Raw genomic sequence first — 12,131 nt, 5'->3', positions numbered from 1 at the left:
ACCGCACCATGATGAAGGGTGGAATCGGTGGCCTGATGAAGCAGGCCCAGCAGATGCAGGAAAACATGAAGAAGATGCAGGAGCAGCTGGCCAGCGTCGAAGTCGAGGGCCAGTCGGGCGCCGGCATGGTCAAGATCGTCATGACCTGCAAGCACGACGTGCGTCGCGTGTCGATCGATCCGTCGGTGATGGACGACCGCGAAATGCTGGAAGACCTGCTGGCCGCTGCGGTGAACGACGCGGTGCGCCGGGTCGAATCCACCACCCAGGAAAAGATGGCCGGTTTCACCTCCGGCCTGAACCTGCCGCCGGGCTTCAAGCTGCCGTTCTGAAGCCGGCACTGCGCCCGTCATGAATACAGGTGTGCTGGACGAGCTGGTCAGCGCCTTGCGCTGCCTGCCGTCGGTCGGACCCAAGAGCGCGCAGCGCATGGCTTTCCATCTGCTGCAGCGCGACCGTTCCGGCGCCGACCGGCTGGCGCGTGCGCTCGGCGACGCGCTGACCCGGCTGCACAACTGCGCGCGCTGCAACACCTTCACCGAACTGGAGGTGTGCGAGCGCTGCAGTTCGCCGCGCCGCGATGCGTCGCAGCTGTGCGTGGTCGAAACGCCGGCCGACATGCTCATGATGGAACAGACCCACAGCTATTCCGGCCTCTATTTCTGCCTGATGGGGCGCATTGCGCCGCTTGAAGGCGTCGGGCCGAAGGAACTGCGGCTGGACCGTCTGCTCGAGCGGGCGGCCGATCCTGCGGTGCGCGAAGTCATCCTGGCCACCAATTTCACCAACGAGGGCGAGGCGACCGCGCACTACCTCGGTGAAATGCTGCGCGCGCGCGGTCTCGCGGTCACGCGCATCGCGCGCGGCCTGCCGGTGGGCGGCGAACTGGAACATACGGACATCGGCACCATCGCCCAGGCGCTGTCGGAAAGGCGTCCGGCGTGAGCGCGGCCGTCCCTACCGGCGCGGACAGCACGCAACCCCGGCCACTGGACGGCCTGAAGGTGGTCGAACTGGGCACGCTGATCGCCGGCCCGTTCGCGTCGCGCATCCTGGCCGAATTCGGTGCCGAGGTGATCAAGGTGGAGGCGCCGGATGGCGGCGATCCGCTGCGTAAATGGCGCCTGCTGTACGAAGGCACCTCGCTCTGGTGGTTCGTACAGGCGCGCAACAAGAAGTCGGTCACGCTGAACCTGAAGCATCCGGACGCGATCGCGGTGCTGAAGAAGCTGCTCGCCGGCGCAGACCTGCTGGTCGAGAACTTCCGCCCGGGCGTGCTGGACAAGCTGGGCCTGTCCGAAGCGGTGCTGAAGGACATCAATCCGTCGCTGGTCACCGTGCGTCTGTCCGGTTTCGGCCAGACCGGGCCGATGGCGCAGCAGCCGGGCTTCGGCGCCATCGGCGAATCGATGGGCGGGCTGCGCTACATCACCGGTTTCCCCGACCGGCCGCCGGTCAAGGTGGGCATTTCGATCGGTGATTCGATCGCCGCACTGTGGGGCGTGATCGGCGCGCTGATGGCGCTGCGCCATCGCGACGCCACTGGCGGGCGCGGGGCAGGGCAGGGCCAGACCGTGGATGTCGCCCTCTACGAGGCGGTATTCGCGATGATGGAAAGCATGCTGCCGGAGTTCGACGTGTTCGGTTTCATCCGCGGTCGCACCGGCAACATCATGCCCGGCATTACGCCGTCAAACACCCACACCGCGCGCGACGGCCGTCACATCATCGTCGGCGGTAACGGCGACGCCATCTTCCGACGGCTGATGACGGCCATCGGCCGGCCTGACCTGGCCGCTGACCCGTCACTGGCCGACAACGCCGGGCGCGATGCGCGGCGCGACGAAATCTATGCGCTGATCGACGCCTGGGTGGCGGCGCACGACGGCGACGAGGTGCTGCGCGTGCTGGGCGAGGCCGATGTGCCGGTCAGTCGCGTCTATTCGATCGAGGACATCGCGACCGATCCGCAGTATCTGGCGCGCGCGGTGTTCGAAACCGCCCGCTTGCCGGATGGCCGTGAATTCAAGACGCCGGCGCCGATGCCGCGGCTGTCGGAAACGCCAGGGCGTACCGACTGGGTCGGCCCGGCGCTGGGCGAGCACACCGACGAGGTGCTGTCGGCGCTGGGTTACCGGCAACAGGACATTGCGGCACTGCGCGCCGGAGGCGCGCTGTGACCGTCGCGAAGCGGCGATTCTTCGCCGCCTGAAGGGTGTTGGGAATGCATCAGGGCTTTAAACGGGGCACCGCTTGAGGGTATAATCGCAGGTTGTGCAGAATCAATTGTCTAGACGGGAACAAGCATGAGTGGCAATGAACGGAAGGCGGATTGCGGCCGGCGCAGTCTGCTCGTGGCAACAGCCTGTGCGGGTGGTGTGGCCGGGCTTGCAGTGGCAGTGCCTTTTCTCACCAGTCTTTCCCCTTCGGAGCGCGCGAAAGCCGCCGGTGCTCCGGTCGAGGTAGACATCTCCAAGCTCGGTCCGGGTGAAATGACCACGGTCGAGTGGCAGGGCAAGCCGGTGTGGATCATGCGCCGCACCCCCGCCCAGATGGAGACCCTGGCCGCCATGGCCGACAAGCTGGCCGATCCGAAGTCGGAGCGCAATCCGTCCGAATTCACGCCCGAGTACGCCCGTAACGATCTGCGTGCCCGCGAAGACCACAAGGATGTGCTGGTGGTCGTGGCCATCTGTACCCACCTCGGCTGTTCGCCGTCCGGCCCCTTCGAATCCGGTTCCAACGCCCAGCTGGGCGCTGACGCAGGTTTCGTCTGCCCTTGCCACGGTTCCACCTTCGACCTGTCCGGTCGCGTTTTCAAGGCCAAGCCGGCTCCGGACAACCTGAAGGTGCCGCCGTTCATGTTCCTGTCTGACACGCGCATCCTGGTCGGCCAGGATTCCAAGGAGGGTTGATCGAGATGGCTGGCGAAAAGGTAGTCACCACCACTGGCCTGCTCGGCTGGATTGACGAGCGCTTCCCGCTCACCACGCTCTGGAAGGAACACCTTTCGGAGTACTACGCACCGAAGAACTTCAACTTCTGGTACTTCTTCGGCTCGCTGGCACTGCTGGTGCTGGTGATCCAGATCGTGACCGGCATTTTCCTGGTCATGCACTTCAAGCCGGACGCGTCGCTGAACGCCTCGGGCGTGCCGGTCGCCTTCGCGAGCGTCGAGTACATCATGCGCGACGTGCCGTGGGGCTGGCTCATCCGCTACATGCACTCGACCGGCGCATCGGCCTTCTTCGTGGTCGTGTATCTGCACATGTTCCGTGGTCTGCTCTACGGTTCCTACCGCAAGCCGCGCGAGCTGGTGTGGATCTTCGGCTGCATGATCTTCCTGTGCCTGATGGCCGAAGCCTTCATGGGCTATCTGCTGCCCTGGGGTCAGATGTCGTACTGGGGCGCCCAGGTGATCATCAACCTGTTCTCGGCGATCCCCTTCGTCGGCAACGACCTGTCGATCTGGCTGCGTGGCGACTTCGTGATCGGTGATGCAACGCTGAACCGCTTCTTCTCGTTCCACGTCATCGCGGTGCCGCTGGTGCTGATCGGCCTGGTTGCCGCGCACATCATCGCGCTGCACGAAGTGGGTTCGAACAACCCGGACGGCGTCGAGATCAAGAAGAACAAGGATCCGAAGACTGGCATTCCGCTGGATGGCATCCCCTTCCACCCGTACTACACGGTGAAGGACATCGTCGGCGTGGTCGTGTTCCTGATCTGCTTCTCGGCCGTGGTGTTCTTCGGTCCGGAGTTCGGCGGCTACTTCCTGGAGTACAACAACTTCATCCCGGCTGATCCGATGAAGACGCCGCCGCATATCGCGCCGGTGTGGTACTTCACGCCGTTCTACTCGATCCTGCGCGCCAACACGGTGAACTTCCTGTGGATCGACGCGAAGCTGTGGGGCGTCATCTTCATGGGCCTGTCCGTGATGATCTTCTTCGCGCTGCCCTGGCTGGACCGTTCGCCGGTGAAGTCGATCCGCTACAAGGGTCCGATCTTCAAGTTCGCGCTCACCGTGTTCATCATCGCCTTCCTGATCCTGGGCTATCTGGGCATGCAGGCGCCGACCCCGATGGGCACGCTGGTGTCGCAGGTCTGCACGGTCATCTACTTCCTGTTCTTCGTGCTGATGCCCTGGTACACGGCCATCGACAAGTACAAGCCCGAACCGTCGCGTGTGACCGGACACTGAGAGCCAGAATCATGAAACAACTCAAAAAACTGTTTCTTGGCGCGCTGTGCGCGCCCCTGCTGGCCTTTGCCAGTTCCGAATCGGTGCATCTCGATCGCGCGCCGACCGACAAGTTCCGCGACGCCAACGCCATCCAGCGTGGCGCCCAGGTCTTCGTCAACTACTGCCTGAACTGCCACTCGGCGTCCTACATGCGTTACAACCGCCTGAAGGATGTCGGCCTGACCGAAGAGCAGATCAAGGACAACCTCCTGTTCGCCGCCGACAAGACCGGTGAAACGATGAAGGTGGCCCTGACCCGCGAAGACGGTAAGAAGTGGTTCGGTGCCGCACCGCCCGACCTGACCGTGATCGCACGTTCGCGTGCCTCGGCCGACGGCACCGGCGCCGACTGGCTGTACACCTACCTGCGCAGTTTCTATCGCGACGACAGCCGGCCGACCGGTTGGAACAACACGACCTTCGCAAACGTTGGCATGCCGCACGTCCTGTATGAACTGCAGGGTGAGCAGTCGGCCAAGCACGTCAAGGTGGCCGATGGCCACGGCGGCGAGAAGGAAGTGGTCGAGCTGGAACTGACCAAGCCGGGCAAGCTGTCGAAGTCGGAATACGACTCGACGGTGGGCGATCTCGTGGCCTATCTCGTCTATATGGGCGAGCCGGGCGCCGAGAAGCGTCGCCAGACCGGCCTGCTGGTCATCATCGGATTGTCTGTGCTCGCCGCTCTGAGCTACCTGCTCAAGCGCGAGTTCTGGAAAGACATCCACTAAGAATCCACACGCCCGAAAGTCATGCAAGCTCTCGGTCATCGCGAAGCGACCTCACCACGCGTCCGGCGTGTGGTGAGGGATGCCGAGTACTCCTGGGGTGTTAACACCATGATGAATCTGTATTCAGGGACGACAGACCCCTTTTCCCACCGTTGCCGGATCGTGCTCTACGAAAAGGGCATGGATTTCCAGGTCATCGATGTCGACCTCTATAACAAGCCGGAAGACATTGCGGTCATCAACCCGTACAACCGCGTACCGGTGCTGGTTGATCGCGACCTGATTCTCTATGACTCGAACATCATCAACGAGTACATCGACGAACGGTTCCCCCATCCGCAGCTGATGCCGCCGGACCCCATCATGCGCGCCCGTGCGCGGCAGCTGCTGCACACGGTCGAGAGCGAGCTGTTCTCGCACATCGAGGCGCTGGAAAAGAACGCCCGCACGGCAGACAAGTCACGCAGCCACCTGCGTGACCGCCTGACCGAGCTGACGGCCATCTTCGCAAAGCAGAAGTACATGCTGGGCGAGGAATTTTCCATGCTCGACGTGGCGATCGCTCCGCTACTATGGCGCCTCGATCACTACGGTATCGAGCTGCCGAAGTCGGCTGCGCCGCTGATGAAGTACGCGGAGCGCATCTTCTCCCGTCAGGGATTCATCGATGCGCTCACGCCGTCCGAAAAGGTGATGCGCCGCTGATCTGCGGACAGCTCGGCTGAAAACACCCGATGGACGTCATGAGTTCGGTTTCCACCAAGCCCTATCTGTTGCGCGCACTGTTCGACTGGTGCGCCGACCAGGGGCTCACGCCGTATATCGCGGTCGTCGTTGACGACCGCGCCGGCGTGCCGCGGCAGTACGTGAAGGATGGTCAGATCATCCTGAACATCGGCCGCGAGGCGGTGCATCAGCTGGTGATGGGCAATGAGCTCATCACCTGTTCCGCCCGCTTCGGCGGTGTGGCGCAGGAGCTGACGATTCCGGTCGAGTGCGTGGCCGCGATCTACGCCCGTGAAAACGGTCATGGCATGGCGTTCGAAGTCACGCCGGGCCAGCCGGTGCGGGCGGATGTCGCGCCGGCCACCGTGGTTGACCGCAGTGAACAGGCCGTGCTCACCACGCCGGCCGCTGACAAGCCGTCGCCGGCCAAGCCCCATCTGCGGCGCATCAAGTAGGCGCAGCTTGGTGTCCGTTCGAGGCAAAAAGCCGGCAGATGCCGGCTTTTTGCACTTTGAACGTCTGCTGCCTGCACTCGCATGCGCGTCTGTCCGCCCGTATCGGGTATGACGCGCTAGAATTGCGCACCCTTGTTTACGGTCAGCCCGATGAAGACAACCTTTCTCGATTTCGAACAGCCGATCGCCGAACTTGAAGCGAAGATCGAAGAACTCCGTTTCGTGCAGGACGACTCCGCTGTCGATATATCCGAGGAAATCACCCGGCTCGAAGCCAAGAGCCAGGCGCTGACCAAGGACATCTACGCCAAGCTCACACCCTGGCAGATCGCCCAGGTGGCGCGCCACCCGCAGCGTCCTTACACGCTGGACTACCTGCGGCTGATGTTCTCCGATTTCCAGGAACTGCACGGCGACCGCGCCTTCGCGGACGACCACGCCATCGTCGGCGGCATCGCCCGCTTCAATGGCCAGCCCTGCATGGTGATCGGTCACCAGAAGGGGCGCGACACCAAGGAAAAGATCCTCCGCAACTTCGGCATGCCGCGCCCCGAGGGCTATCGCAAGGCGCTGCGCCTGATGAAGCTGGCGGAAAAGTTCGGCATGCCTGTGCTCACTTTCGTCGACACTCCGGGCGCCTATCCGGGCATCGACGCCGAAGAGCGGGGGCAGTCGGAAGCGATCGGCCACAATCTGTATGCGATGGCCGAACTGCGCGTGCCCATCATTTCCACAATCATCGGGGAAGGCGGTTCCGGCGGCGCGCTGGCGATCGCGGTGGCCGACACGCTGATGATGCTGCAGTACTCGACCTACTCGGTCATTTCGCCGGAAGGCTGTGCGTCCATCCTCTGGAAGAGCGCGGACAAGGCGGCCGATGCAGCCGAAATCATGGGTATCACCGCGTCGCGCCTGAAGACGCTCAGCCTGATCGACAAGGTAGTGAACGAGCCGGCTGGCGGCGCTCACCGTGATCATGCCGCCGTGGCAGCCTCACTCAAGCGCGCGCTGGCCGAATCGCTGCGCCAGCTGGCCGATCTCACTCCCACCCAGCTGGTCGAGCGCCGTTTCGAGCGCGTCATGGCGTATGGAAAATTCAAGGAGCAGGCGGTCGCCTGACCCGTTCGACCGCGTTGCGGCGGCCATCGCCGCTCAGGTGTCCGCGGTCCTGCCCGACGGGGCGCCGCTGCTGCTCGCCTGCAGCGGCGGTCTCGATTCCACGGTACTGCTGCATGCGCTGGCCGCCGCAGGTCGCTGGCAGCTTTCCTGCGCCCATGTCCATCACGGACTGAGCCCGAACGCCGACGACTGGGCCGCCCACTGTGCAGCCCAGGCCGCGGTGCTCGGCCTGCCGTTTTCGGCGCATCGGGTCGCAGTCGCGCTCGACAGCCCGGACGGGATCGAATGCGCGGCGCGCGATGCGCGTTACCGCGCTCTCAACCTGCAGGCGCTGGAGCAGGGCGTCGCTGCGCTGCTGACCGCCCACCACGCTGACGATCAGGCAGAAACGCTGCTGCACAATCTGGTGCGCGGCGCCGGCCTGATGGGGCTGGCTGGCATGCCGGCTTGGCGCCCGTCCGAACCCGATCGACCCGCCCAGCTGCGCCCCATGCTCGCGCTGTCGCGCAGCGTGCTCGAAGCTGCAGCGCAGTCGCGTGGCCTGTCCTGGGTCGATGACGAATCCAACGCCGACATCCGCTACGCGCGCAACTATCTGCGTGCCGAGGTGATGCCGGTGCTGTCGTCGCGCTGGCCGCGCACTGCTGAAACGCTGTCCGGCGCCGCGCGCCGGCTGGCCGAAGCGCAAGGGCTGCTGGACGGGCTGGCCGACCGCGATGCCGAGTCGATCGCCGTGGCGACTGACTGGGGCAGGGCGTGGTCGATAGACGGCCTGCGCGGCCTCGAAGCGGCCCGCCAGCGCAATCTGCTGCGCCGTCTGCTGCGGCGGGTCGGCGCGCGCACCGCACCGACCGAAGCCTGGCTGGACGAATGGCGCCGTCAGGTGCTGGCCTGGCAGTCCGGCGCCGAGTGCCCGGTGTCGCACGCCGGCGTCGCCGGCTTCTGTCATCGCGGACTGCTCTGGCTGATGCCGGATCTGCCGGCGCCGGCCGCGCTGAACTGGCAGGGCGAAACCGACATCGCCTGGGGGGCCGGACGTCTGCAGCTGCAGCCGGTGCAGGGGCGGGGGCTGTCGCAATCGGCGCTGGCACAGGCGGCGCCGGTGCTGCGTGCGCGCCAGCCCAAGGACCGGGTGCGCCGCGGGCCCGGCCGTCCGCGTGCAGGCGTGAAGCAGATCGCGCAGGAATGCGGTCTGCCGCCCTGGCTGCGCGACCGCGCACCCATTCTGGTGGTCGGCCGCGAGGCGCTGTGGATGCCTGGCTGCGAACCCGCCGAGCCGTGGGTTGCCGGACCCGGCGAATCGGGCTGGATGCCTGTGTGGACGCCGGTCGTGGCGCAGTCGACATCGGGGTGACCTTGTAACGCTTGGTGACATTTCCATGTCGCATGGCGGCCTTATGATCCGGCGATTCCCGGACCACATGCCACGGCCCTGATGAGCCCGACTCCAGCCGCATCCCGGCGCGCAGCGCTCGCGCGCATTCTTCCTTTCACCCTCTACATCGCCTTCCTGGTCATCGCCGCGCCGCTGGCCGGGCTCGTTGGCATCGACGTGCGCTGGATGTACGCGGTGCAGATCGCCTGCGTCGTCGCCGCGCTGATGTATTTCTGGCGCGACTACGTCGAGCTGCGCGAACCGGCCCCTGACACGCCGCTGCGTGGCGCTACCGGCTGGGTGGCTGCACTGGTGCTGGGCGTGGCGGTGTGGGCGTTGTGGATCTGGCTCGATTTCTCACCTTTCGCATTTGCGCCGGGCAAGGGCTATCAGCCGCAGGACGAGGCCGGTGCGCTCATTCCGCTGATGGTGGTGGTGCGCATCTTCGGCGCGGCGGTGGTGGTGCCGGTGATGGAAGAGCTGTTCTGGCGCTCCTTCGTCCAGCGCTGGCTGGACCGAGCGGATTTTCTGTCGCTGCCGGCCTGCGCGGTCACGCTGCGCAGCCTGCTGTTCGCTTCGCTCGCTTTCGGCTTCGAACACGGTCAGTGGGCGGCCGGCATCGTCGCCGGTCTGGCCTACGGCGGGCTCTATCTGAAGAGCGGCCGGCTGTGGCTGGCCATCGTTTCTCACGCGCTGACCAATCTGCTGCTGGGCCTGTGGGTGGTGCACACTGCACAATGGCATTTCTGGTAGAGCCGAACGCCCATCAAGGGCGGCCGGCTGACGACCGTTAACGGGGATCCTGACCGTGTCTGCCCGCCATGCGCTGCCCGCCCTCCATCATCGCCGTCGCATCGAACCGCACACGCCTGCTGGCCTGTGTTGCGTTCGCTGCGCTGGCGTCGCAGGTGCTGGCCTTCTCCTATCAGGGTTACCTGCTCACCGTGCGCGCTGAACTGCAGCAGAAGATGACCGCCCGCTTCGGCGACAAGGCCGGGCCGCGGCTGGCTGAACTGTCCGAGGCGCTGGCCGGGGCGGCGAAGATCGCCGACGAGGCGGTGCGGGTCGAGCGCATCAACCAGATCGCCAACCGCGCCCGTTACGTGACTGACCCGCAGCTGTGGCAGTCGGAAGATTACTGGGCCACGCCGGCCGAATTCACCGCGATCGCGGCCGGTGACTGCGAAGACTATTCGCTGGCCAAGTATTTCGCGCTGCGCGAACTGGGCATGCCGGCCGACAAGCTGCGCATCACCTATGTGCGCCTGCTGCGTCAGGGCCGACTGGAGAATCACATGGTGCTGGCCTATTACCCCGAACCGGGCGCCGAACCGTGGGTGCTCGACAATCTTGAGAAGCGCTTTCTGCCGGCACGTGAGCGGCCGGATCTGACCCCGGTGTACAGCTTCAACGACGACCGGGTATGGAAGGTGCAGACCGGTGGCGACCGCGAACTGGGTTCGCCTCAGCAACTGCGCAAATGGCGCGAACTGCTGGACCGGGTCGATGCGGAGGTGCGCGGATGAACAGCCTGCGCATGCGTCTGCTGGCCGCGCTGCTGGGCGTCGGCGTGCTGGCCTTCGCCGCCGCGCTGGCCACCGCGCTGTGGGTGTCGCGCGACCGGGTCGAAGCGCAGATGGCCAGCCAGGCGCAGGCGATCGCGCTGTCGCTGACCGTGGCGCTGACCGCTGGTGGTGAGCCGGCGCTGCAGAACGCCGAAAGCCTGGTCGAGCCGGTGTTCGACCAGAGCTATCTGCGCCGCATCGAAGTGCGCGACGCGAAAGGCGCGGTCATCGCGTCGCGTCAGGCGCCGGCGCGCCTGCCCGGCGGTGCGCCGCAGTGGTTCATCGACCTGCTGCCGCTGGCGGCCGGCCCACAGACCTCGGACATCATGCACGGCTGGCGCATCGCCGGCAGCGTGCAGGTCGAGCCGCACCCTCACTGGGCCCAGCTGCAGCTGTGGTCCATCGCCGAAACCCTGATGCTGTGGATGGGCGGCGGTCTGGCGGCCGCCAGCGTGCTCGGCCTGATGGCGCTGCGCTGGGGCCTGCGGCCGCTGCGCCGGGTGCAGCGTTCGGCGGTGGCGGCCGCTTCACGCAAATTCCTGCCTATCGACGAAGCGCGCATGCCGGTCGAGCTGCAGCCGCTGGTCGGCGCTTTCAACCGCATGCTGACCGCGATGGCCGGTGCGCTGGAAAGCGAAGCCGGTCGCGCGCAGCAGTTCCGCGATCAGGCCCTGGTCGACGAACTGACCGGCCTGCCCAACCGCCGTGCCTTCCGCGCCGCGCTCGAAGCACGCATCGAAGCGGGCGAGCGCAGCGGCTGGCTGGCCCTGCTGCAGGTCGAGGGGCTGGAGGACCTGAACCATCTTTACGGCCGCGAGGCGGTGGATGACCTGCTGGCCGAATCCGCCGGCTTCATGAAGGCGCTCGATCAGGTGGTGCTGAGCGGCCGGGTCGAAGGTGCCTGTTTCGCGCTGCTGTTCGACAGCGACGAGGCGAGCACCCGCGATGCGCTGGGCGGGTTGCTGGTCCGGCTCGACAGTCTGGCCGGTGCGGCCGGCTCGGGCCAGGCCTATGCCTGGCGCGCCGGTGCGGCCGATGGTGCCGGTACCGACATCGATGCCGGCGGCTGGCTGGCAGCGGCGGATCGCGCGCTGCACCAGTGGCGCATCGAAAGCGGCGCCACGCCGGTGCTGGCCCACGCGCGCGAGGCGGAAACCGGTGCCGGTGACCTGCGCACCCAGGTCCGCGAACTGATACGCGGCGGCCATATCGCCTTTGCCACCCAGGCGACCCATGTGCTCGACGGTACCGGTGTCGTCGCGCCACTGCACGTCGAATTGCGCGCCGCGCTCGATGCCGGCAACCGGCTCATCCGTGCTGCCGAGTACATCACGTATGCCGGCGAAGTCCGGGTGGCGGCCGCGCTCGACAGTGCCTGCCTGATGCGTGCGCTGGAACAAGCGCGCAGCCGCCGTGACGGCCTGGCCACGGTGGTCAATGTCGGGGCCGCCACGCTGACCGATGCCGACATCCTGCGCTGGGTGCGCGGCTACCGGCATGACGCACGCGCCGGCACGCTCATCCTCGAATTCCCGGAGGCTGCGCTGCTGGGCGATGTCGATGCCGCCGAAGCCTTTGCCCAGTTGGCGCAGTCGCGCGGGCTGGCGCTGGGCATCAAGCATTTCGGCCTGCACGCCAATGCGCTTCAGTTGCTGCGCCGGCTGCGTCCGGCCCACGTGAAGTTCTCGGTCACGCTGACCCGCGAAGCGCTGCTGAATCCGGATTCCGGCGCCTATGTGCAATCGCTGGCCGGCATTGCGTCCGCACTCGCGGTCACACCGGTGGCGGTGGCGGTGGAACACGCCGACGCGTTCGCCGGCCTGCACGGGCTGGGCATACGGGCGGTACAGGGGGCCGCGGTGGCGGCCGAGCAGGTGCCGCAGCCCGACGTGTCCCGGCGCTGAATGCGCGGATGCG

At 66.1% G+C, this 12,131-nt stretch carries 13 protein-coding genes; all 13 read left to right on the top strand.

What is annotated here, in order from left to right:
- Positions 1-8: 8 nt before the first annotated feature.
- The 13 genes from METUNV2_RS0111410 to METUNV2_RS0111350 all read left to right on the top strand — a co-directional run bounded on the left by METUNV2_RS0111410 (position 9) and on the right by METUNV2_RS0111350 (position 12,118).
- Positions 9-332, top strand: a complete 324-nt coding sequence (locus METUNV2_RS0111410; protein WP_018229607.1) for a YbaB/EbfC family nucleoid-associated protein — start codon at positions 9-11, stop codon at positions 330-332.
- Positions 333-351: 19 nt separating this feature from the next.
- Entirely contained in the window at positions 352-945 is a 594-nt protein-coding gene (gene recR / locus METUNV2_RS0111405; RefSeq protein WP_026188093.1) for a recombination mediator RecR, read from the top strand.
- Positions 942-2,180 (top strand): CaiB/BaiF CoA transferase family protein, encoded by a 1,239-nt coding sequence (locus METUNV2_RS0111400; RefSeq protein ID WP_018229605.1) that lies wholly within the window; start codon positions 942-944, stop codon positions 2,178-2,180. Before recR ends, METUNV2_RS0111400 begins: the two co-directional genes overlap by 4 nt.
- A 126-nt stretch (positions 2,181-2,306) precedes the next feature.
- Positions 2,307-2,915 (top strand): ubiquinol-cytochrome c reductase iron-sulfur subunit, encoded by a 609-nt coding sequence (gene petA / locus METUNV2_RS0111395; protein WP_026188091.1) that lies wholly within the window; start codon positions 2,307-2,309, stop codon positions 2,913-2,915.
- Positions 2,916-2,920: 5 nt separating this feature from the next.
- On the top strand, positions 2,921-4,204 hold the full coding sequence (locus tag METUNV2_RS0111390; RefSeq protein ID WP_018229603.1) for a cytochrome b: 1,284 nt from the start codon (positions 2,921-2,923) through the stop codon (positions 4,202-4,204).
- A gap of 11 nt (positions 4,205-4,215) precedes the next feature.
- A complete protein-coding gene (locus METUNV2_RS0111385; protein WP_018229602.1) occupies positions 4,216-4,974 on the top strand; it encodes a cytochrome c1 in 759 nt (252 codons plus the stop codon).
- Positions 4,975-5,082: 108 nt separating this feature from the next.
- On the top strand, positions 5,083-5,679 hold the full coding sequence (locus METUNV2_RS0111380; RefSeq protein ID WP_026188090.1) for a glutathione S-transferase N-terminal domain-containing protein: 597 nt from the start codon (positions 5,083-5,085) through the stop codon (positions 5,677-5,679).
- 29 nt (positions 5,680-5,708) lie between these two features.
- Positions 5,709-6,155: a ClpXP protease specificity-enhancing factor gene (locus METUNV2_RS0111375; RefSeq protein WP_018229600.1), complete on the top strand. Its 447-nt coding sequence runs from the start codon at positions 5,709-5,711 to the stop codon at positions 6,153-6,155.
- 150 nt (positions 6,156-6,305) lie between these two features.
- Positions 6,306-7,274, top strand: a complete 969-nt coding sequence (locus METUNV2_RS0111370) for an acetyl-CoA carboxylase carboxyltransferase subunit alpha (RefSeq protein WP_018229599.1) — start codon at positions 6,306-6,308, stop codon at positions 7,272-7,274.
- 37 nt (positions 7,275-7,311) lie between these two features.
- On the top strand, positions 7,312-8,628 hold the full coding sequence (gene tilS / locus METUNV2_RS0111365) for a tRNA lysidine(34) synthetase TilS (RefSeq protein ID WP_018229598.1): 1,317 nt from the start codon (positions 7,312-7,314) through the stop codon (positions 8,626-8,628).
- An 81-nt stretch (positions 8,629-8,709) separates the two neighbouring features.
- Positions 8,710-9,402, top strand: coding sequence for a CAAX prenyl protease-related protein (locus METUNV2_RS0111360; RefSeq protein ID WP_018229597.1), 693 nt, complete (start codon positions 8,710-8,712; stop codon positions 9,400-9,402).
- 68 nt (positions 9,403-9,470) lie between these two features.
- Positions 9,471-10,175 carry a transglutaminase-like cysteine peptidase gene (locus METUNV2_RS0111355; RefSeq protein WP_018229596.1) on the top strand — a complete coding sequence of 235 codons (705 nt, stop codon included), beginning with the start codon at positions 9,471-9,473 and terminating at the stop codon, positions 10,173-10,175.
- A complete protein-coding gene (locus tag METUNV2_RS0111350; RefSeq protein ID WP_018229595.1) occupies positions 10,172-12,118 on the top strand; it encodes an EAL domain-containing protein in 1,947 nt (648 codons plus the stop codon). Before METUNV2_RS0111355 ends, METUNV2_RS0111350 begins: the two co-directional genes overlap by 4 nt.
- Positions 12,119-12,131: the final 13 nt, after the last annotated feature.

Source organism: Methyloversatilis universalis EHg5 (genome assembly GCF_000378945.1).
In the GTDB taxonomy this organism is placed as follows: Bacteria; Pseudomonadota; Gammaproteobacteria; order Burkholderiales; family Rhodocyclaceae; genus Methyloversatilis; species Methyloversatilis universalis_A.
The sequence above is the reverse complement of the archived record's forward strand: the minus strand, read 5'-3'. Positions and strand labels throughout refer to the sequence as shown.